The organism is Lacisediminihabitans sp. (assembly GCF_036569425.1).
GTDB lineage: Bacteria > Actinomycetota > Actinomycetes > Actinomycetales > Microbacteriaceae > Lacisediminihabitans.
Map to the genome: position 1 here is coordinate 35,204 of NZ_DATCQQ010000030.1, position 21,207 is coordinate 56,410.

Here is a 21,207-nt window from a genome sequence, read left to right on the forward strand (position 1 = left end):
AGCGGGGCGCGGCCGGACCACGAATCCCTCGGGAGAGCCGCCAGGGCGCGGATGCCGCGCACGTCCCTCGCTCATTGGCAACCGGCCGCGGACCGTGCGGATCCTCTCGCCCTGATCGAGGGCGAAGAGGCGACCAGGGACCCGGCGCTCATCCCGCTCAGGCACGCGCGCATGGCGGTCTCCAGTTTCACCTTCTTCCGCGGCACCGCGCGCATCATGGCCAGGGATCTCGCGAGCCAGCCCCACACCGCGCTCACCACCCAGCTGTGCGGAGACGCCCACCTCTCCAACTTCGGGCTCTTCGCGGGTGAGGACCGCCGCGTCGTGTTCGACGTGAACGACCTCGACGCGACCTTCCCGGGCTCGTTCGAGTGGGACGTGAAACGGCTCACCACCTCCTTCGTGCTGGCGGGGCTCGATGCCGGCCTCGCGCCGGAGATCGGGCAGACCGCGGCGCTCGAGGGCGCGCGCACCTACCGCACGACCATGAGCGACTACGCCTCGATGCCGATCATGCGGGTCTGGTACGACCGCATGGAGTCGAGCCATGTCGAGGCGATCGTCGCCTCGACCACGGGCAGGAGCGGGCGGCGTGCCGTTCGCTTCGGGGTGGCCAAGGCCCAGAAGCGCGACACCTGGTCGGTGATCCGCAAGCTCACCGAACTCGAGGGCGGCCACCGCCGGTTCATCGACCAGCCGCCGCTGCTCACGCGCATCCCGCTCGAGGGATCGCCGGCCGAGTTCGTGAGCGAGACCTTCGACGGGTATCGGGCATCGCTCAATGCGAGTCGGCGAAGCCTGCTCGATCGTTTCAGCATCGTGGATTTCGCCCACAAGGTGGTGGGGGTGGGCAGCGTGGGGCTCTACTCCTGGGTGGTGCTGCTCGAAGGGTCCGGACCGGATGACCTGCTCGTGCTGCAGATGAAGCAGGCGCAGCGCTCGGTCTTCGATCTGCGCCCCAAGGAGCCGACGGAGCACCAGGGACAGCGGGTGGTCGAGGGCCAGCGGCTCATGCAGGCCTCGAGCGATGTCTTCCTCGGCTGGACCACCGGGCCGGGCGGTGCCCAGTACTACGGGCGGCAGCTGCGCGACATGAAGTGGTCGCCGGACCCCACCGCCTTCCAGCCCCGGGGGCTGATCGCTTACGCGCGGTTGACGGCGACCGCCCTCGCCCGTGCCCACGCGCGATCCGGTGACCCCGGGTCCATCGCCGCCTACCTCGGTCTGAGCGATCGGGCCGACCGCGCCCTCGCCGATTTCGCGGTCGCCTACGCTGACCAGACCGCGCGAGACTACGTCGAATTCCAGGCGGCACTGCGCAGCGGACGGCTCGTGCCGGCCGACCTCTGAGACACGCTCGACGGCACTCACGACGGCACTCTCCAGCGACACGCCGTCCCGGTGTCGGTGGCAATTGACATATTCGAATGTATGTTCGAATATGGGGATGTGAACCACTCTGCTGCCGCCACCACGCTCGCCCCCTCGGGCGCGCGGTCTGGCGCGCGCCAGACGGAGCGGGCGGAATCCATCGAGAGTCTGCAGGCGCGCATCCGCCAGATGCAGGCCACCAAACTCGACACGCGCACCATTCCCACCCACCCCGCGATCGCCGGGCTGCTCCCCGGTGGCGGGCTCAAGCAGGGTGTTGCCTACTCGGTCGATCGATCGGCGACCCTCCTCATGGCGTTGCTCGCCGCCCCGTCGGCCGCCGGCACCTGGTGCGGGGTGGTCGGGGTGCCCGAGTTCGGCGTCGAGGCTGCGGCGGGCTTCGGCATCGACCTCGACCGCCTCGTTCTCGTGCCGCATCCGGGCGACCAGTGGCTCGCCGTCACCGCGGCGATCGCCGACGTGCTCGGGGTCGTCGTGGCCCGACCGCCCAGGCGGGCGAGCGACGCGAGCGTCTCGCGGCTCACCGCCAGACTCCGGCAGCGGGGAACCACCCTCCTCGTGCTCGGCCCCTGGCCGCAGAGCGAGGCGATGCTGAGCCTCTCCGAGAGCAGCTGGAGCGGGATCGGCCAGGGCAACGGGCACCTGAGCGCACGGCAGGTCACCGTGACGGTCACGAGCCGGGCGGGCGGCCGACCGCGCAGCGCGAGGCTGTGGCTGCCAGACCCGCACGAGCAGTTCCGCGCGGTGGCCGTGCGGCGCGAGGCGTACCGGCAGGAGGCCGCGGGATGACCGGCGCAGCGCTCTCGGCCCCGGTCGGCCGCTCGACCCCCACCCGCACGATCCTGCTGTGGTGCCCGGACTGGCCCATCACCGCGGTGGCGCGCGTGAAGGGACTCGCCGCGGATGTCCCAGTCGCCCTCATCGACGGCAGCGTCGTCTTCGCCTGCTCGGCCGCCGCCCGGGTCGAGGGGGTAAGGCGTGGTATGCGGGTGCGCGAGGCGCAGGCGCGCTGCCCGCAACTGCTCGTCTTCCCCTACGAACAGGCGCTCGACATCCGCTCGTTCGAACCGGTGCTGGAGGCGATCGAGCAGACGATGCCGGGCGTGCAGCTGCTGCGGCCCGGCACCTGCGCCGTTCGCGCCCGCGGACCAGCCAGGTACTACGGCGGAGAGGAGGAGGCGGCGCTCTGGCTGCTGGACGCCCTCGACGGCCTGGCGATCCACGGGTCGCGCGTCGGTGTGGCCGACGGACCGTTCACCGCGGAGCACGCCGCCCGCCTTCCTGGGCGGCAGCGCATCCGGATCGTGCCGGAGGGCGGGTCCGCCGAGTTTCTCGCGCCCATGCCGGTCGGGCTGCTCGGCCAGCCGGCGCTCGCGACCCTGCTGCGCAGGCTCGGCATCCACACCCTCGGCGAATTCTCGCGACTGACGGCCACGGATGTCGACGCGCGTTTCGGCGAGTCCGGCGCGTGGCTGCACGCCCTCGCGAGCGGCAGGGACAGCCGTCCGGTCGTCGCCAGGACTCCCCCGGAACAACTCGACCGGGTGGCGGAGTTCGAACCGCCGCTCGACCGCGTCGACCAGGTGACCTTCGGGTTCCGGGCGGCCGCCGACGAGTTCATTGCCGAACTCGTGCGCGCGAAGCTCGTCTGCACGGCGATCAGGATCGAGGTGGATTCCGAGTCCGGCGACGTGTCTGAGCGGGGCTGGCTGCATCCGCGTTCCTTCACGGCGGTAGACGTCGTCGACCGCGTGCGCTGGCAGCTGCAGGGAGCCGGGGCGGTGGACAGCGGTCTCAGCTCGGGCATCACGCGGGTGCGGGTGGTCCCCGAGAGCGTCGATGCGATCGGAAACCACGAGGAGGGCCTCTGGGGAACCGGCCTCGATGAGCGGATCCACCACGGGCTCTCCCGGGTGCAGAGCATGCTCGGCCACGGCGCGGTGCTCACCGCCGTCCTGGGCGGCGGGCGAACACTGCTCGACCGGCGGACGCTCGTGGCGTGGGGCGACCGCCCGACCGGCGGCAAGTCGTCGAGCCAGCCGTGGCCCGGCCGGCTGCCAACCCCGGCGCCGTCGAGCGTGTTCGAGGCGCCGCGGCCGGCGATCGTGCTCGACGAGCGGGGGGCCACGGTCGACGTCGACGAGCGGGGAACGCTCTCCGGCGCCCCGGCGCAGTTCTCCACCGACGGCACGACCCTGCTGCCGGTGGGCGCGTGGACCGGGCCGTGGACGATCGACGAACGCTGGTGGGACGTCGATGACTCCCGGCGGGCCAGCCGCTTCCAGCTCGTCGACGGGGCAGGGGTGGCCTGGCTGCTCGTGCTCGACGGCGGCCACTGGTGGGCAGAAGCGAGGTACGACTGATGGGCTGGAACAACCCGCCGATTCCCTGGTCGGAGTTCGAACGCAAGCTTTCCGACGCCCGCCGCCCGGGCAATCCGCCGGTAGGGGCGGACGGTGGCGACAACCCGGCCTGGTCGAACAAGCGGCCGGCATACGCGCCGCCGCCCGCGCGAGAGGAGGTCGGCTCCCGCGTGCCATACGCGGAGTTGCACGCCCACTCCAACTTCAGTTTTCTCGACGGCGCGGCCTCGCCGGAACAGCTGCTCGAGGAGTCGGCGCGCCTCGGCCTGCACTCCCTCGCCATCACCGATCACGACGGCTTCTACGGCATCGTGCGCATGGCGGAGGCCGCGGAGAGCCACCCGGGCATCGGGACGGTCTTCGGCGCCGAACTCTCGCTCGGCCTCAGCAAACCGCAGAATGGCGCAGCGGACCCCGAGGGCAGCCACCTGCTCGTGCTCGCCCGCAAGGAGGAGGGCTACCACCGCCTGGCCGGCGCTCTCACCTCGGCCCAGCTGGCCGGGCTGGAGAAGGGCCGTCCGCTCTACGACACCGACGAACTCGCCGGGCGGGCGGGCGGCCACTGGGTGGTGCTCACCGGATGCCGCAAGGGCTGGGTGCGCCAGGCCCTCGCCACCGGCGGCGAGCCGGCGGCGGCCCGGGAGCTCGACCGCCTGGTCGACCTGTTCGGCCTGGGCAACGTGCTCGTGGAACTGTTCGACCACGGCAACCCGCTCGACAGCGACCACAACGACGCCCTCGCCGCGATCGCCGCGCGGCGTGGGCTGCCCGTCGTCGCCACGGGCAACGTGCACTACGCGCGGCCGGAGCAGCACCGGCTCGCCTCCGCGCTGGCCGCGGTGCGCGCCCGCCGGAGCCTCGACGACATGGACGGCTGGCTGCCGGCATCCGGGGCCGCGCACCTGCGTTCGGGAGACGAGATGGCGGAGCGTTTCGCCCGCTACCCCGGCGCGGTCGAGCGCACCGTGGAGGTGGCGGAGGAGGTCGGCTTCCGGCTGCGCAGCGCACGCCCCAGGCTCCCCCGCCAGGAGGTTCCGCCCGGCCACACCCCCATGAGCTGGCTGCGCACACTGGTCTGGGATGCCGTGCCGCACCGCTATCCGAACCTGAGCGACGAGAACCGGGCGCGCATCGCCCACGAGCTCGACATCATCGAGGCGAAGGACTTCCCGGGCTACTTCCTCATCGTGCACGAGATCGTGGCATTCGCCCGCGGCCGCGGCATCCTCTGCCAGGGCCGGGGCAGCGCCGCGAACTCCGCCGTGTGCTTCCTGCTCGACGTGACGGCCGTCGACCCGATCTTCTACAACCTGCCGTTCGAGCGCTTCCTGTCGAGCATGCGCGACGAGGAGCCGGACATCGACGTCGACTTCGACTCCAACCGGCGGGAGGAGGTGATCCAGCACGTCTACGAGCGGTACGGCAGGCACAACGCCGCGCAGGTGGCGAACGTGATCCAGTACCGTCCCAAGTTCGCCGTGCGCGACATGGCGAAGGCGCTCGGCGCGAGTCCCGGCCAGCAGGACGCGTGGTCGAAGCAGGTGGAGCGGCACGGGGCGCTGCTCTCGAGCGTCGACCACGACATCCCGACAGCGGTCACCGATCTCGCGATGGAGGTGCTCAAATTCCCGCGCCACCTCGGCATCCATTCCGGCGGAATGGTGCTCACCGACCGGCCGGTCGGGGAAGTATGCCCGATCGAGCATGGACGCATGGACGGCCGCACGGTGCTGCAGTGGGACAAGGACGACTGTGCCTGGATGGGCCTCGTCAAGTTCGACCTGCTCGGCCTGGGCATGCTCAACGCGCTGCAGCACACCTTCGACCTCGTGCGCGATCACCTCGGTGAGGAGTGGACCCTCGCCACCCTTCCGCGCGAGGAGCAGGGCGTCTACGACCAGCTCTGCCGCGCCGACTCGATCGGGGTGTTCCAGGTGGAGAGCCGCGCCCAGATGGGGATGCTCCCCCGGTTGCAGCCGCGCGAGTTCTACCACCTCGTGGTCGAGATCGCGATGGTGCGGCCCGGTCCTATCCAGGGCGGCGCGGTGCACCCGTACATCCGGCGCAAGATGGGCACCGAGAAGGTCACCTACCTGCATCCGCTGCTCGAGCCGGTGCTCGAACGCACCCTCGGCATTCCGCTCTTCCAGGAGCAGCTCATGCAGGTGGCGATGGCCGTCGGCGGCTGCAGCGCGGATGACGCGGACCTGCTGCGACGGGCCATGGGCTCCAAGCGCGGGCAGGAGAAGATCGCGTCGCTCAAGGCGAAACTCTACGAGGGCATGGCGGGCAACGGGATCGCCGGGGCGGATGCCGACGACATCTATTCGCGCATCGAGGCCTTCGCGAACTTCGGCTTCGCGGAGAGCCATTCGCTGAGTTTCGGCCTGCTCGTCTACGCGAGCACCTGGCTGCGGCTGCACTACCCGGCCGCGTTCCTCGCGTCGCTGCTGCGCGCACAACCGATGGGGTTCTACTCGCCGCTCTCGCTCGTGGCGGATGCCCGACGCCACGGCGTTGAGGTGCGACGGCCGGACATCCTGAGGTCGGGGTGGGATGCCGGGCTCGAGGGTATCGCGGGCGCCGGTTCCCGGGGTGACGAGCGCGGCGAGAAGGCGACGGGCGACGACGCGTGCCTCGCGCACGAGCAACCGGCCGTGGGGCCGTTCGATCGCGCCGCCCACTTCGACACCGACGACCACCGCCGGGACGGCAACCTCGCGGTGCGCCTCGGGCTCGCCGAGGTCAAGGGCATCGGCGAGGATCTCGCGAAGAGGATCGTTGCCGAGCGCGAGACCGGCGGCGACTACGTCGACATGCCGAGCCTCGTGCGCCGGGTCGGCCTCACCACCGCGCAGCTCGAGGCGCTGGCCGCCGCCGGGGCCTTCGAGTCGCTCGGCCTCACGGTGCGGGAGGCGCTCTGGGCAGCAGGCGGCGCCGCGCAGGACCGCGAGGAGTATCTGCCCGGCAGCATGGTCTCCGTGCAACCACCGCTGTTCTCGATGCCCAATCCGGCCGAGGTGCTGGCCTCCGACCTCTGGGCGACCGGCATCTCCCCCGACGACCACCCGATCGGCCACGTGCGGTCGGCACTCAGCGCCCGAGGCGTGCTGAGCTCGGCGGATCTCGCGACGGCGGAATCCGGGCGCCGCATCGAGGTGGGCGGGGTCGTGACGCATCGGCAGCGTCCGGCCACCGCGAGCGGCATCACCTTCATGAACCTCGAGGACGAGACCGGTCTCGTAAACGTGATCTGCAGCGTCGGAGTCTGGAACCGGTACCGCAGGATCGCCAGGGACTCACCGGCGCTGATCGTGCGCGGCATCCTCGAGCGCTCCCCCGAGGGGGTGACGAACCTGCTGGCGGACCGCCTGGAGCCGCTCGCCATGGCGACGCGGACGGCATCCCGCGACTTCCGCTGATCCGGACCCGCTCGGGCCGGGCACGCTCGGGCGGAGTCGCGCCTGACGATCGAGGTCTCGAGGAGGGTGCACTAGCTCCGCAGGCCGCGACGCAGCAGGTCGATCCGAGCCTGCAGCTGGGACACGCTCGCCTGGGCGACGGACGGGCCACCGGCGATGCGTCGCAGCTCGGCGTGAATGATGCCGTGCGGCTCACCCGTCGCCTTGGCCCGCATTCCGACGAGGCTGTTGAGCAGGGCCCGCTGCTCCTTGAGGTTGCGGTAGAGGGGCACCGGCTCGGCCGGATCCGACTCGCCCGGCTGTCTCTGCCGGTCGGTGATGCGCCTGGCCTGGCGGGCCTGGCGGTGACGAAGCAGCTCCTTCACCTGGTCGGGTTCGAGCAGGCCGGGGATGCCGATGAAGTCGAGTTCCTCGAGGCTGTCCACCGCCGCCCCGACCCCGAATTCGCCGCCGTCGAAGAGCACGCGGTCGAACGCCGCCTCCGATTCCAGGGGCTTGAAGTCGAAGAGCAGGGCGTCCCCCGAGGCGGATTCGACCCGGTTGGCGTCGTCGGCCGCGTCGTCGTCGAGCAGGATCTCCTCGAGGCCCTCGCCGGGATCCCGGTCGAGGGCGTGGTCCCGCTCGAGTTCGAGTTGCGCCGCGAGCGCCATGAGTGACGGCACGCTCGGCAGGAAGATGGATGCCGTCTCGCCGCGACGCCGGGTGCGCACGAAGCGCCCGATCGCCTGGGCGAAGAAGAGGGGGGTGGATGCGGAGGTCGCGTACACGCCGACCCCGAGGCGCGGAATGTCCACGCCCTCCGACACCATGCGCACGGCGACCATCCAGCGGGAATCCCCCGCGGCGAACTCACCGATCTTGTCGCTCGCGGCCTTCTCGTCTGACAACACGACGGTCGGCGCCTGCCCCGTGATCGTCTCGAGGATGGAGGCGTATGAGCGCGCCGCGTAGTGGTCAGTGGCGATGACGAGGCCACCGGCATCTGGAACGCCGTGGCGCACCTCGGTGAGCCGCCGGTTGGCCGCCTTGAGCACGGCGGGCACCCATTCGCCCTCCGGGTCGAGCGCCGTTCGCCAGGCCTGGGCCGTCACATCCTTCGTGTCGCCCTCGCCGAGCCGCGCCTCCATTTCGTCGCCGGTGCGGGTGCGCCAGCGCATCTTTCCCGCGTAGGCCATGAAGATGACCGGGCGCACTACGCCGTCGGCGAGGGCCCGGCCGTAGCCGTACGCGTAGTCGGCGTGCGAGGTGCGGATGCCGTGCTCGTCCGGGTAGTAGGTGACGAAGGGGATCGGCGAGGTGTCGGAGCGGAACGGCGTGCCGGTGAGGTTGAGCCGACGGGTCGCCGGTTCGAAGGCCTCGCGGATGGCGTCGCCCCAGCTGAGGGCGTCGCCGCCGTGGTGCACCTCATCGAGGATCACGAGCGAACGGCCGCCTTCGGTGAGGCTGCGATGGAGGGCCGGCCGCATGGCGACCTGCGCATAGGTGACCGCCACGCCGTGGTAGTGCTTGCCGGCCCAGCCGTGCGCGTTCTTGAATCCCGGGTCGAGCCGCACGCCCACGCGGTGTGCGGCATCCGCCCACTGGCGCTTGAGGTGCTCGGTGGGGGCGACCACGGTCACGCGGTCGATCTTGCGCTGCGCGAGGAGTTCGGTGACGAGGCGGAGGGCGAACGTGGTCTTCCCGGCGCCCGGGGTAGCGGCCACGAGGAAGTCCCGGGGTTCCTTGACGAAATAGGCGTCGAGGGCCTCCGCCTGCCAGGCGCGGAGCTTGTCTGCCGTTCCGCGGGCCGCACGCTCGGGGAACGACGGGGAAAGGTGCTCGGCTGCAGACCTGCCCACGACGGGACCGAACGGCAGTGGAGTGCTCACTTGAAAAGACTCTACCGGCAGCCACCGTCATCGACGCCCAGGAGCGGGGGCGAGTGACGGCGCTCCGCGCTATCGTCGCACCATGAACGGCGAACTGCTCGGTGTGCGCCGGCTCAACCGCGCCACGCTCCAACGCCAGCTGCTGCTCGAGAGATCGTCGATGCCCCCGCTCGCCGCCGTCGAACACCTCGTCGGCCTCCAGGCGCAGACACCGCAGAGCTGGTACACGGCGCTCTGGTCCCGGCTCGCCGCCGTCGATGCCTCCGCGTTCGGCGCCGGGCTCGAGAATCGCGAGGTCGTTCGAATCGCGGCGATGCGCAGCACCGTGCACCTACTGTCGGCCCGGGACGCGATCGGGATTCGCCCCATCCTGCAGTCCGCGATCGAGCGAGCAGCGCTCGGCGCGTATCGGCGCCGCTGGGCCGGGCTGAATGTCGCGGAGGCCGCCGAGGCCGCCAGGCTCATCCTGGAGCAGGCTCCGATCACGTCGGCCGACCTCGGTGCGCGACTCACCGAACGGTGGCCGAACCACTCACCAGCCGACCTCGCCCAGGTCGCACGCTGCTACCTCCCGCTCGTGCAGACCCCGCCGCGCGGCGTGTGGGGGCGCAGCGGTCGCCCGGCGCACACCACGCTCGAGGCCTGGCTGGCGGGGTCGGCGCCCGCCGAGCCGAGAGCACGGCGAAATCGGAAGAACCCGGAGGCATCCGAGCCGCTGCCAGCCCTCGTGCTGCGCTACCTTGCCGCGTTCGGCCCGGCATCCGTGCTCGATGCGCAGGCCTGGTGCGGCCTCACCCGCCTCGGCGAGGTGTTCGAGTCGCTTCGGCCGGCCCTGCGGGTCTTTCGCGCCGAGACGGGTCGAGAAATCTTCGACCTGCCGGAGGCGCCGCGTTAGGCCCGGCGCGAGTTGCGCGTGATGAGGGCGAAGATCAGCAGCACCACGATCGAGCCGAGGATCGCCAGCAGCCAGGTCGACAGCGAGAAGAAGCTGTTGATTCCCACGCCGAAGATGGCGGATCCGATCCACCCGCCGAGAAGCGCTCCCACTACCCCGAGGAGGAGGGTGACGATCCAGCCTCCGCCTTGCCTGCCGGGCAGAATGGCCTTAGCGATCGCGCCAGCCAGCAGCCCCAGAATGATCCATCCGAGTAAACCCATGGTCCCAGCTCCAATAGTCGACTTGCACGTTACGAATCTCGAACGCATCCATACTTTGCCACTCCCCCGTTCAGGGGGCAAGGGGTTCACGGTGCTATTCCGCGCTGCTAGCGGTTGGCGCGGCGCGAAGTTGTGAGGCACGCTTGAGTAATGACTCAGCAGCATCCGTGGTCCCGCTATGTTGCGCTCGGGGACTCGTTCACCGAGGGCATCGGTGACCCTGAACCACAAAGCCCGGGCGGCAATCGCGGCTGGGCTGACCGCGTCGCCGAGGTGTTGAGTGAGCAGACCCACGACTTCGCCTACGCCAACCTCGCGATCAGGGGTCGCCTGCTGCGCCAGATCGTGGACGAGCAGATGGAGCCGGCGCTCGCGCTGCGCCCCGACCTGATCACGATCTCCGCGGGGGGCAACGACCTCATCCGCCCCAACGGCGACCCGGACCGCCTCGCCGCACAGTTGGAGAAGGCCGTGACCCGGTTGAGGTCGAACGACGCCACAGTCGTGCTCTTCAACGGACCGGACATCGGCATGACCCCGATGCTCAACCGTGCCCGCGGCAAGGTGGCGATCTACAACGAGAACCTGCGGGCGATAGCCGTGCGGCACGACCTCGTCGTGGCCGACATGTGGGCCTTGCGCGAGTTGCAGGACCCGAGGATGTGGGCGGCGGACCGACTCCATTTCTCCCCCATCGGCCACAACACGATCGCCCGGATGGTGCTCGAGGCGCTCAACGTGAAGAACGAACTCAAGCCTTATTCGCCGGAGCCGCCGCCCAAGCGACCGTGGCGCCAGGCCAGGGTCGAGGACATCGGCTGGGCACGTGAGTACCTCGTGCCGTGGGTGGTCCGCCGCATCCGGCACCAGTCGTCCGGCGACGGGATCGCCCCCAAGCGGCCGGATGCAGGGCCGTACCACTCGCACACCGCGCTCTAGGAGTGCCGCACAACGATCGCGTGACGCGGAACCGACGGTCACCAGGCAACGAAGAAGTCGGGGGCGATCACGTCTTTCGACGTTACCGCCCCCGACTGTTACGAGGAAGTGCTGCGCTGGCTACTCAGCGACCGAACTGCGAGGCGGCCGGGCAGTCGAACGGGTCCCCGCCGGCGGCGAGTCCCACCCGGTTGAGGTACTTGACCACGATTCCGTATGACTGGGTCAGCGTCGTCTCGGTGTAGGCGATGTTGTGGGTGTCGCAGTACTCCTTGGCTATCTCCCGGGCCTTGGCGAGATGCGGCCGCGGCATGTTCGGGAAGAGGTGGTGCTCGATCTGGTAGTTGAGCCCGCCCATGAACGTCGTGGTTCCCCGGCCGGTGATGTTGCGGCTGGTGAGCACCTGGCGTCGCAGGAAGTCGACCTTGCTGTCGTGCGGCAGGGTCGGCATCCCCTTGTGGTTGGGAGCAAACGACGCGCCCATGTAGATGCCGAACACGGCGAGCTGCACTCCGATGAAGGCGAAGGCCATGCCAAGCGGCAGCGTGAGGAAGATCACGGCGAGGTAGGCGCTGATGCGCGTGACGAGCATGCTGATTTCCAGCCAGCGCTTGTCGACCTTGCCCTTGCCGAACACGGTCTTGAAGCCGAGGATGTGCAGGTTGAGTCCCTCGAGGGCCAGGGCGGGAAAGAAGAGGTAGCCCTGGCGTTTCGTGGCCCAGGCGTAGATGCCGCGGGTCTTGGCGGCATCCTCCTCGATGAAGGACACGAAGTCCCGCTCGATGTCCGGGTCCTTGCCGATGACGTTCGGGTTGGCGTGGTGGCGGCTGTGCTTGGTCATCCACCAGGAATAGCTGATGCCGACGAACAGATTGGCGAGGGCCCGGCCGGCGATGTCATTGGCCTTGCCGGACTCGAACACCTGGCGATGCGCCGCCTCGTGGGCGAGAAAAGCGTACTGGGTGAGGATGACGCCGAGCACGCCGGCGATGAGCAGCTGGTACCAGGTGTCGCCGAGAAGCACGAAGCCGGTGATCGCACCGCCGAGGGCGAGCGTGATCAGCGAGAAGACCGTGACGTAGAAGCCGGTGCGTCGTCGCAGGAGGCCGGCGTCACGCACGGTGCGGAGAAGCGCAGAATACTCGGTGGTCGGGTTGATGCGGCTGCCGCCAGGGCGGGTCTTCGTGAAGGTCACAACCGGGGCGGCGGATACGGAGTCAGACACTAAACCTCGATTCGGAACGACTTCCCAGCCATATGGTTGAGCGGTTGCTCCGTGGATGTTTTTACCTTAACGGCAAAGGCTGTGAGACGTATGCATTTATTCCCAAAGCGGCATACTGCGCGTTTCAGCCCGCGACGTGTCTCACCGCTCGATCCTCAGCGCGACGCGGTCATCAAGGTGCCGGGATTGGTCAGTCGCCACCACACCCCAGGGTCCTGAAAGCCGCGGTCCAGTGCGAGTGGCACCGTGATCTTCTGGTCACCGATCGTGAAGGTCACGCGGCCCGCGGCAGCACCCTTGTTCGGCAGCGAGACGTTCCGCGCCGAGATCACCGATCTGACCCGGGGATTGCTCCACACCACGATCGACGCCGCCTTGGTGGCGATCGCCCGCGCCTTCTGCTTCCACGGGGTCGCGTAGCTGGCGAACGGCTCGCCCTTGGCGGCGAGCCTCACCTCGTGGAATCCCGCCTTCACCGAGGCGAGCATGGCGCGCACATCCGTGTTCAGGGCCGTGTGGTCCACCGCCCCCAGCACCGCTCCGACCACCGTGATCGTCTTGCCCCCGATGGAGTAGTGCGCGGCGAAGAGCAGACAGGCACCGGCCTGCTCGAGAGTGCCGGTCTTGATGCCCTCCACGCCGTCGTGCCCGAGCAGGGTGTTGCTGTTCTTGAGGATTCCCACCCCGGGCAGGCTGAACGACGGTGTGGACACGATTCGCGCCACAACGGGGCTGGCGAGGGCGAGCTGGCCGATCGCCACCAGGTCGGTGGCGGTGCTCACGTTCGACGGGCTCATTCCCGTCGGCTCGACGATCGTCGTCTGGCCGAATCCGTGCGCGAGCAGCCAGGCCTTCGCGGCCGAGGCAAACGCCGTCTCCGATCCGAAGGCCCAGTCGGCGAGCACCGCCGCGTAGTTGTTGGCTGAGGCGACGAGCGCCACGCTCATGAGATCGCGCTCGCTCAGGGAGCCCCCGGCGGCCATCGGCACCGTCTTGCCGCCCATCGACTGGTACTTCCTCACGAGCGCGGCGTCGGCTGCGCTGAAGGTGACGGTTGGGCCAGGCTGGTCGAGCGCTATGGGCTTCGCCTCGAGCACCACGAGGCTCGTGATGATCTTGCTGATGCTCGCGATGGGAAGGGCCGCGGTGCTCCCGTTCGTCGCACGCACGCCGGGATAGCCGACGGCGGCGACTGCGCTCGCGCCGTGCGCCGGCCAGGCGATGGTCGCCGGGGCTGGAGCGGGGTCCGTGTAGGCGACGGCGGTCGCCGCCACGGTGGAGATCGGAGCGAGGAGCGTGAGCGGCAGATAGAGTGCCACCACCGTTACGACCGCCGCGCCGAGGCTCCCCCAGACGACGCCGATCCGGCGTCTGCGGCGGCTCGGGGTCAGTGACACCTGCCCATTATTGCCTGACCCGGAGCGCCCAGAGCGCAACGGCACTCGCCGCGGCGACATTGAGCGAATCGACGCCGTGCAGCATCGGGATGGTGACCACCGAGTCCGCGTTGTGCAGCGCCGCCCGACTCAGGCCGTCCCCCTCCGTACCGAGGACGATCGCGATCTTGTCGTGGTCCTGCGCGGCGAAGTCGTCCAGCGCGATCGCGTCGTCCGCGAGGGCGAGCGCGGCGAGGTGGAAGCCCTCGGCCTTCAGGGCTTCGGCCCCGGCCGGCCACTCGGGCAGCCTGGTCCACGGAACCTGGAGCACCGTGCCCATGCTCACCCGCACGCTGCGACGGTAGAGCGGATCCGCGCAGCGCGGGGTCACGAGCACGGCGTCTGCGCCGAGCCCCGCGACGGCCCGGAAGATCGCGCCGACGTTGGTGTGGTCGACGATGTCCTCGAGCACGACGATCCGCTTGGCGCCGGCGACGATCCGCTCCACCGGCTCGAGCGGCGGGCGGTGCATCGCCGCGAGAGCGCCGCGGTGCAGGTTGAAACCGGTGAGGGTCTGCAGCAGCTCGGAGCTGCCCACGTACACGGGCACGTCGAAGCCCTCGAGCAACGGTTCAATCTCCGCGACGAATTGCTCCTGCAGCAGCACCGACCGTGGCCGATGGCCGGCGGCGATGGCCCGGGCGATCACCTTGCTGGACTCGGCGATGTACAGGCCGCCGGCCGGTTCGCTCAGGCGACGCAGCACGACATCCGTGAGTTTGGAGTAGTCAGCGAGTCCCTCGTGCTGCAGGTCGTCGATTCGAACAATGTGCATGGCTTCTCCTGCCGGCGTAATTAATCTGCCAGACACTGCCAGCATTCGGAAACATATCCGAAAACTGCGTTGTTTACTCTGGGGAGAGCACGGCACACGGGGAGAAGAGGTTACGTGACACAGGCGACAGTACGCGAATGGCCTCGTGCGACCGCCGACGAGTTGGATGAAGCCGCCGAAGTTCTTCGGGGGCGCGAGGTCGCGGTGCTCACCGGCGCCGGCGTGAGCACGGATTCCGGCATCCCCGACTATCGGGGCGACGGCGCGCCCCCGCGCAATCCCATGACCTTCCAGCAGTTTCTCGCCGATCCCGATTACCGCAAGCGGTACTGGGTGGGCAGCCATCTCGGCTGGCGCCGGTTCGACGGAGCGAGTCCCAACTCGAGCCACCGCAGGCTGGCCGAGCTCGAGGCCGTCGGAGTCGTCAACGGCATCATCACCCAGAATGTGGACGGACTCCACCTGCGGGCGGGCTCGCAGCGAGTGGTCGACCTGCACGGAACGATGGACCGCGTGCGCTGCCTCACCTGCGGCCAGACGTACGCACGCACCGACGTGGCGGAGCGCATGACGAGGGCGAACCCCCTCCTCGACGAGCCGGAGTCCTTCGAGCTCGGACCGGACGGCGACGTGGCGTACGGCCAGATCGACGATTTCGTGACGCCGGACTGCACGGTCTGCGGCGGCATCCTCAAGCCGGACATCGTCTTCTTCGGCGAGTTCATCCCCACCGAGAAGTTCACCGAGGCGAGCGCGCTCATTCGGTCGGCCGGCGCGCTGCTCATCGCCGGCTCGTCCCTCGTGGTCAACTCGGGTATTCGGCTGCTCGACCAGGCGGCGAAGCGTCGGATTCCCGTCGTGATCATCAACCGTGGCGTGACCAAGGGCGACAGCCGGGCAACGGTTAAGATCGATGCAGGCACCTCGGAGACCCTGACCGAACTGGCCGGGCGCCTCAGCCGGTAACCTCGGCGGTGCCGCTCTCGCCTGGTGCGAGCGCTCCGACCGTGCGAAGGATGCCGTGCAATGACCTCCCTCTACCTCGTCCGCCATGGCGAAACCGACTGGAATCTCGACCGCCGCATCCAGGGCAGCACGGATATCCCGCTCAACGACACCGGGCGCGCCCAGGCGGCCCGCACCGGCAGGCTTCTGGCGAGCCGCCGGTGGGACGCGATCGTGTCCAGCCCGCTCTCGCGCGCCCTCGAGACGGGCCGCATCATCGCCCGGGAGGTCGGCATCGACACGGTCACGACCATGGACGCGATCGTGGAACGGCACTACGGGGCCGCGGAGGGTCTGGCCGACCACGAGTTGTCGCGCCTCTTTCCCGGGGACACGCCCGTGCCGGGGCGCGAGACGCGCGAGCAGGTCGCCCACCGGGTGATTCCGGCGCTCGTCGCGCTCGCGGAGAGCCACCCGGGCGGCGACGTCGTCGTCACCACCCACGGCGGCGTGATCCGCACGGTCCTCAACGCGGTCGCGCCAGACGAGAACCGCCACCGCGGCATCCCGATCACCAACGGCTCGGTGCACAGCTTTCGGCACACCGACGGCGGTCTCGAACTCGTGGCGTTCGACGATCCGATCGACGAGGAATCGGTCACCGACGAAGGCGAAGACTTCGTCGACCAGAACGCGGTGGAACGCCGGGAGATCAGCGGCGTCTGAGCTGTTGCTGCTCCGAAGTCTCCGGAACGATGCCCGTGAGCAGGTCGAGCAGTCGCCTGGCCGACTCGTCCCAGCTGAACTCGGCGGCCTGTTCGCGCACCCTGGCGCTCCACAGCAGCCAATCGGTCGGGTTGTCCATGCCGAGCACGGCCGAGGCGAAGGCCTCCGAGCTCTCTGTGTCAAAGAACACGGCCGCGTCGCCACCCACCTCGTGGAACAGCGGGATATCGCTGATCACGAGCGGCGTGCCGACGGCCTCTGCTTCGATCAGCGGGATGCCGAACCCCTCGTCGCGACACGCCGTCACCATGGCCCTCGCCTCGAGCAGCGCCTGCCGGTACTCCTCGTCGGTGACGCCGTTGTCGAACACGATAGAGCCGGCGGGCGCGAGGGCCGCGATCCTCACGCGATCCTCGTCGCTGATGCGGCTGAGCAGGCGAAGGGTGTAGCCCGGCAGGTGATGCATGCCCCTGGCCAGGGTCTCCACGTTCTTGTTCGGCTGGAAGGTGCCCATGTAGACAAGTGTCTTCGAGGCCGGGTAGTCACGCGGAGGCAGTCCGGAGTCGTCGACGCCCGGACGGATGACGGTGAGCGGGCGGCCGCTCAGCCGCGCCTCGAGCATCTCGCGTTCGCAGTTGTACGAACCGGTGACCACCGCGTCCGCCCGGTGCAGCACCGCGCGTTGCGGCCAGTAGGTGAGGTAGAAGCTGCGCCAGATCGCCCGCACGTACCAGCTGTAGCCGGCCGGGATCTGGCGGATGCGGTAAAACACCATGTCATGGACCGTGAGCACGAGCTTGTACTTGCGGCCAGTCGCGCCCATCGTCTGCATGGGGCTGAACACGACATCCGGCTTCCACTTGTTGATGGAGAGCATGCCGATGAACGGTTCGAGCGGGCTCGTTCCCGCCCGACCCGTGACCCAGGGCAGGTCGGGAAGCATGGTGAGTTGGCGTTCGTCACTGATGAGCATCGTCACCGGGTGGAGCTTCGCGAATGCGCCGACCAGCCCGGCGGTGTAACGGCTGATGCCATCATGGCGCACGAGGCGCGTGTAGCGGCAGTCGAAAATCACTCTCACGTCGTGCGGGGCTCCTCGATCGGCCGGTGCGCGAATCCACGGTCCACGAGGAAGTCCTCGATCGCCTTCGCTGCAAGGTCGGGAACCTCGTAGTGGATGAGGTGGCCGACGCCGAGCAGTAGGTCGAGCTTGGCGTCCGGCATCGTCTCTATCACGTCGTAGTGGGCCTGGACGGGCGTGATGTCGTCGAGTTCGGCGGCGATGAGGAGCGTCGGGATCGTGATGTCGGCCGCGAAGTCGCTCACGTTCTTGCTCACCGAGGCCTCGAAGGCCTCGACCACGAAGTCGCGGCTGGCGAAACGGTTGAAGTAGTTGTGGTGCTCGGCGTGGATCCAGCGGCGAAGGTTCTTGTCCTTCGTCTTGGCGAGGGTCGAACTCATGAACTGCACGACGAGCCAGCGGCGGAGCAGGAAGGCGCCGACCCGGCTCGGGAGCTTGCCGGCCGTGCGGTAGAAGGCCACCGTCACAATCGTGGCGAACTTGCTTGGCCCCTCGAGACCCGACGTCGAAATCGGGTTGACGAGGATGAGGGCAGGGGTCTTCAGGCCGAGAGCCACGGCCTGCGCCGAGATGATGGTGCCGAAGGAGTGGCCGAGGGTGATCGCCTTGCCGGTGAGGCCGAGCACATCGATGAATTCGGTGAGCCACTGGGCGAAGCCCGCGATGCTGTGCGGAACCTCGGTGAGCGGTGTCGACTCGCCGAAACCGGGCATGTCCGGCCCGATCCAGTGGATGTGCGGGAGCTGGGCGATGACCGGCTCGAGGCCGTGGTGTTCGCCGCGGTAACCGTGGGCGACGACGATGGTCACCTCGGCGTTCGGATCGCCGTATTCCCAGTAGCGCGTGGTGCTTCCGAGCACGCTGACTTCATGGCGCTCCACGGGGATCTGGTCGAGCAGCGCGGCGTATGGCGAGTGAGTGGTCATCACTGTCTAGTGTACGGACGGGAGGATACCCAGGCGCTTGCACACGGCACCTAAACTCGTATCAATCCCCTCGGCCACTCGAGATTTCGCTCTCGGAAGGAGCACTGTGAGCTTCACCGCACCCATCCAACTGCCTGGCCTCACCCTGGATCCCCAGTGGTACCGCCGATCGGTGTTCTACGAGGTCATGGTGCGGTCGTTCGTTGACAGCAACGGGGACGGCTCAGGCGACCTGCAGGGCCTGCTCTCCAAGCTCGACTACCTGCAGTGGCTCGGCGTCGACGCCCTGTGGCTTCCGCCGATCTACCAGTCGCCGCTCCGCGACGGCGGTTACGACGTCGCCGACTTCAAGAGCATCCTTCCCGAGTTCGGCACCCTCGACGAGTTCAAGGATCTCGTGACGAAGGCGCACGAGCGCAACATGCGGATCGTGATCGACTTCCCCCTCAACCACACGTCCGACCAGCACGAGTGGTTCCAGCAGTCGCGGCAGCACCCGGAGGGCCCGTACGGGGACTTCTACGTCTGGAGCGACACCGACGAGTCGTACCCCAATATCCGTATCATCTTCGTCGACACCGAGGAGTCCAACTGGGCGTTCGACCCGGTGCGGCGGCAGTTCTTCTTCCACCGCTTCTTCTCGCACCAGCCGGACCTCAACTTCGAGAACCCGGCGGTGCAGGAGGCGATCATCGACATCATCCGCTTCTGGCTCGACCTCGGGGTCGACGGAATCCGGCTCGACGCTATCCCGTACCTCTTCGAGTCCGAGGAGGGCAATGGCGAGGGCGAGCCGCCGACGCACGAGTTCATCAAGCGTGTGCGCGCGATCCTCGACGAGGACTACCCCGGCCGCATCATGATCGCGGAGGCCAACCAGTGGCCGCGCGAGGTCGCCGCCTTCCTCGGCACCGAGGAGGAGCCGGAGTGCCACATGGCCTTCGACTTCCCCGTCATGCCGCGCATCTTCTACTCGCTCCGCTCGCAGAATGCCGGCGAACTGACCCGCATCCTCTCGGAGACCCTGGACATTCCGGAGGGGGCCGGCTGGGGCGTCTTTCTGCGCAACCACGACGAGCTCACGCTCGAGATGGTGTCGGAGGAGTACCGCCAGGCGATGTACGGCTGGTACGCCTACGACCCGCGGATGCGCTCCAACATCGGTATCCGCCGGCGCCTCGCTCCCCTGGTCGACAATTCGCGCGCCGAGCTCGAGCTCGCCCACGCCCTGCTCTTCAGCCTGCCGGGGAGCCCGTTCCTCTACTACGGGGACGAGATCGGCATGGGCGACAACATCTGGCTGCCGGACCGGGACAGTTCCCGCACGCCGATGCAGTGGACTCCAGACCGCAATGCCGGGTTCTCCTCCGCCGACCCCGGCAAGCTCTACCTGCCGGTTGTGCAGTCCCTCGTCTACAACTACGCGCTCACGAATGTGGAGTCCCAGCTCGCCCAGTCCCGTTCGCTGCTGCACTGGGTGCGCAACGTGATCCACGTGCGCAAGGCGCACCCCACCTTCGGCCTCGGCTCGCTCACCGTGCTCGAGACCACGCACGAGTCGGTGCTCGCCTTCGTGCGCACCTACGAGGGGTCCGGAACGCAGTTCGGGGACTCCCCGGAGACCGTTCTGTGCGTCTTCAGCTTCGCCCACAACCCGGTCTCCGTGTCAATCCGCGCGAGCGAGTTCGGCGGATCGGCTCTCTACGACCTCTTCGGCGGCGGTGAGTTTCCGTCCCTGGACGAGAACGGCGAGGTCACCCTCACCCTGGGCACGCAGAGTTTCTACTGGCTGCACGTCGGCACGCCGGCGCATGCCGGTGGTCGGTCGTAGTCTCGAACCGTGAGCAATTGGTGGAGTGGAAATCTCGGGGTCTTCGACCTCGAAACGACGGGTATCGACGTGGAAACGAGTCGGATCGTCTCGGCGCACGTTGGCGTGATCGACCCGACGGGGGCGAGCATCGAGCTCACCGAATGGCTGGCCGATCCGGGGGTTGAGATCCCCGAGCAGGCGAGCGCCGTGCACGGGATCACCACGGAGCGAGTCAGGGCGGAGGGCAGGCCGGCCGCGGAGGTGGTGGCCGAGATCGTCGCCGCCCTGCGCGCGCTGCTCGAACGGGGCGTGCCCGTCACGATCTACAACGCGCCGTACGACCTCACCCTGCTCAACCGAGAGGCCGTGCGCTACGGCGTGTCGCCGCTCATCGGCCCCGCCCCGATCATCGATCCGCTCGTCATCGACAAGGCGGTCGACCGCTACCGCAAGGGCAAGCGCACGCTCGAGGCAGCGGCGCTCAACTACGGCGTCTCCCTCACCGACGCCCACGACGCCGGGGCGGATGCCGTGGCGGCGGGGCGGGTCGCCCAGGCGATCGCGCGTAAGTTCGCGACCGAGCTCGGCGACGACCTCTCCGCGCTGCACGCCCAGCAGGCGAACTGGTGCGACGATCAGGCCGCAAGCTTCGAGGATTACATGCGCCGCACCAAGGACCCCGCGTTCACGGCGGCGCGAGGCTGGCCGGAGCGCTAACCCGGCGGCTCCCGCAGTGTGCGGCTCCCGAGGGTGCTGCCGCGGGGCACCCGGCGTGCTGACGCGCGGCACCACCGAAGCGCGATCACTCGCGGCAGCACCTCGGGCGGGCTGACGCGCGGCTCAAGCGAAGCGGGCGGTGCGCGGCCCGATTCTGCCGCGGCGGAAATCGCGTGTCGGCGGGGTATCTCGCCGCGAACCTGACGTCGCGGCGGGGGAAGTCGCCCAGCGGCGGGAAGCACGCCTCCCTCCGCGAGGGAATTTCCCCGCCGGAGAGGAGAAGGACTCCCTCCGCGACGAGCGATCGACCAGCAACGACCAGCGGCCAGCATTGACCGAGCGGGCGGCAGGCGGAACCGTCAGGCGGAACCGGCAGGCGACGCCAGGCCTCGGACCACGCCTTAACGAAGGATGGCGACCG

General features: G+C 69.0%; 17 protein-coding genes. 10 read left to right on the forward strand and 7 right to left on the reverse strand.

The window, feature by feature from the left end:
• Positions 1-51 precede the first annotated feature (51 nt).
• The 4 genes from VIM54_RS06545 (at position 52) to VIM54_RS06560 (ending at position 7,177) form a co-directional block, all read left to right on the forward strand.
• Positions 52-1,350 (forward strand): DUF2252 domain-containing protein, encoded by a 1,299-nt coding sequence (locus VIM54_RS06545; RefSeq protein ID WP_331899961.1) that lies wholly within the window; start codon positions 52-54, stop codon positions 1,348-1,350.
• Between the two features lie 99 nt (positions 1,351-1,449).
• Positions 1,450-2,181 (forward strand): hypothetical protein, encoded by a 732-nt coding sequence (locus VIM54_RS06550; RefSeq protein WP_331899962.1) that lies wholly within the window; start codon positions 1,450-1,452, stop codon positions 2,179-2,181.
• Positions 2,178-3,755, forward strand: a complete 1,578-nt coding sequence (locus VIM54_RS06555; protein WP_331899963.1) for a DNA polymerase Y family protein — start codon at positions 2,178-2,180, stop codon at positions 3,753-3,755. Before VIM54_RS06550 ends, VIM54_RS06555 begins: the two co-directional genes overlap by 4 nt.
• Complete coding sequence (locus tag VIM54_RS06560) at positions 3,755-7,177, forward strand: error-prone DNA polymerase (protein ID WP_331899964.1); 3,423 nt, start codon at positions 3,755-3,757, stop codon at positions 7,175-7,177. Before VIM54_RS06555 ends, VIM54_RS06560 begins: the two co-directional genes overlap by 1 nt.
• Positions 7,178-7,248: 71 nt before the next feature.
• Here VIM54_RS06560 and VIM54_RS06565 read toward each other — a convergent pair whose 3' ends face one another.
• Complete coding sequence (locus VIM54_RS06565) at positions 7,249-9,045, reverse strand: DEAD/DEAH box helicase (RefSeq protein WP_331899965.1); 1,797 nt, start codon at positions 9,043-9,045, stop codon at positions 7,249-7,251.
• Between the two features lie 82 nt (positions 9,046-9,127).
• Between VIM54_RS06565 and VIM54_RS06570 the strand changes: the two genes are divergently transcribed.
• Positions 9,128-9,940 (forward strand): winged helix DNA-binding domain-containing protein, encoded by an 813-nt coding sequence (locus tag VIM54_RS06570; protein ID WP_331899966.1) that lies wholly within the window; start codon positions 9,128-9,130, stop codon positions 9,938-9,940.
• Here the strand turns inward: VIM54_RS06570 and VIM54_RS06575 are convergent.
• Positions 9,937-10,203, reverse strand: coding sequence for a GlsB/YeaQ/YmgE family stress response membrane protein (locus VIM54_RS06575; protein ID WP_331899967.1), 267 nt, complete (start codon positions 10,201-10,203; stop codon positions 9,937-9,939). The genes VIM54_RS06570 and VIM54_RS06575 overlap by 4 nt on opposite strands.
• Before the next feature lie 150 nt (positions 10,204-10,353).
• On the opposite strand from VIM54_RS06575, the gene VIM54_RS06580 reads away from it, so the two are divergent.
• Complete coding sequence (locus VIM54_RS06580) at positions 10,354-11,142, forward strand: SGNH/GDSL hydrolase family protein (protein WP_331899968.1); 789 nt, start codon at positions 10,354-10,356, stop codon at positions 11,140-11,142.
• A gap of 124 nt (positions 11,143-11,266) precedes the next feature.
• Here the strand turns inward: VIM54_RS06580 and VIM54_RS06585 are convergent, their stop codons facing one another.
• From VIM54_RS06585 to VIM54_RS06595, 3 genes are all read right to left on the reverse strand, one after another.
• Entirely contained in the window at positions 11,267-12,367 is a 1,101-nt protein-coding gene (locus VIM54_RS06585; protein WP_414673187.1) for a fatty acid desaturase family protein, read from the reverse strand.
• Positions 12,368-12,522: 155 nt separating this feature from the next.
• Entirely contained in the window at positions 12,523-13,764 is a 1,242-nt protein-coding gene (locus VIM54_RS06590; protein WP_331899969.1) for a D-alanyl-D-alanine carboxypeptidase, read from the reverse strand.
• 7 nt (positions 13,765-13,771) lie between these two features.
• Positions 13,772-14,578, reverse strand: a complete 807-nt coding sequence (locus VIM54_RS06595) for an RNA methyltransferase (RefSeq protein ID WP_331899970.1) — start codon at positions 14,576-14,578, stop codon at positions 13,772-13,774.
• Positions 14,579-14,692: 114 nt separating this feature from the next.
• Between VIM54_RS06595 and VIM54_RS06600 the strand changes: the two genes are divergently transcribed.
• Both VIM54_RS06600 and VIM54_RS06605 read left to right on the forward strand, forming a co-directional pair.
• A complete protein-coding gene (locus tag VIM54_RS06600; RefSeq protein WP_331899971.1) occupies positions 14,693-15,544 on the forward strand; it encodes a Sir2 family NAD-dependent protein deacetylase in 852 nt (283 codons plus the stop codon).
• Positions 15,545-15,604: 60 nt separating this feature from the next.
• The gene (locus tag VIM54_RS06605) at positions 15,605-16,249 is read left to right on the forward strand and encodes a histidine phosphatase family protein (protein ID WP_331899972.1); all 645 of its coding nucleotides are present in this window, start codon (positions 15,605-15,607) and stop codon (positions 16,247-16,249) included.
• Here VIM54_RS06605 and VIM54_RS06610 read toward each other — a convergent pair.
• Positions 16,236-17,330 carry a glycosyltransferase family 1 protein gene (locus VIM54_RS06610; RefSeq protein WP_331899973.1) on the reverse strand — a complete coding sequence of 365 codons (1,095 nt, stop codon included), beginning with the start codon at positions 17,328-17,330 and terminating at the stop codon, positions 16,236-16,238. The genes VIM54_RS06605 and VIM54_RS06610 overlap by 14 nt on opposite strands.
• Positions 17,327-18,256 (reverse strand): alpha/beta hydrolase, encoded by a 930-nt coding sequence (locus tag VIM54_RS06615; RefSeq protein ID WP_331899974.1) that lies wholly within the window; start codon positions 18,254-18,256, stop codon positions 17,327-17,329. Before VIM54_RS06615 ends, VIM54_RS06610 begins: the two co-directional genes overlap by 4 nt.
• A 106-nt stretch (positions 18,257-18,362) precedes the next feature.
• Here VIM54_RS06615 and treS point away from each other — a divergent pair, with 106 nt between their 5' ends.
• Both treS and VIM54_RS06625 read left to right on the forward strand, forming a co-directional pair.
• Positions 18,363-20,087: a maltose alpha-D-glucosyltransferase gene (gene treS / locus VIM54_RS06620; RefSeq protein ID WP_331899975.1), complete on the forward strand. Its 1,725-nt coding sequence runs from the start codon at positions 18,363-18,365 to the stop codon at positions 20,085-20,087.
• Positions 20,088-20,096: 9 nt separating this feature from the next.
• Entirely contained in the window at positions 20,097-20,786 is a 690-nt protein-coding gene (locus VIM54_RS06625) for a 3'-5' exonuclease (protein ID WP_331899976.1), read from the forward strand.
• Positions 20,787-21,207 lie beyond the last annotated feature (421 nt).

Bases quoted from the DNA above. Each gene is read 5' to 3' on its own strand.
- VIM54_RS06545 (WP_331899961.1), top strand. From the start codon at position 52: ATGCCGCGCACGTCCCTCGCTCATTGGCAACCGGCCGCGGACCGTGCG.
- VIM54_RS06555 (WP_331899963.1), top strand. From the start codon at position 2,178: ATGACCGGCGCAGCGCTCTCGGCCCCGGTCGGCCGCTCGACCCCCACC.
- VIM54_RS06560 (WP_331899964.1), top strand. From the start codon at position 3,755: ATGGGCTGGAACAACCCGCCGATTCCCTGGTCGGAGTTCGAACGCAAG.
- VIM54_RS06570 (WP_331899966.1), top strand. From the start codon at position 9,128: ATGAACGGCGAACTGCTCGGTGTGCGCCGGCTCAACCGCGCCACGCTC.
- VIM54_RS06575 (WP_331899967.1), bottom strand. From the start codon at position 10,203: ATGGGTTTACTCGGATGGATCATTCTGGGGCTGCTGGCTGGCGCGATC.
- VIM54_RS06580 (WP_331899968.1), top strand. From the start codon at position 10,354: ATGACTCAGCAGCATCCGTGGTCCCGCTATGTTGCGCTCGGGGACTCG.
- VIM54_RS06595 (WP_331899970.1), bottom strand. From the start codon at position 14,578: ATGCACATTGTTCGAATCGACGACCTGCAGCACGAGGGACTCGCTGAC.
- VIM54_RS06605 (WP_331899972.1), top strand. From the start codon at position 15,605: ATGACCTCCCTCTACCTCGTCCGCCATGGCGAAACCGACTGGAATCTC.
- VIM54_RS06615 (WP_331899974.1), bottom strand. From the start codon at position 18,256: ATGACCACTCACTCGCCATACGCCGCGCTGCTCGACCAGATCCCCGTG.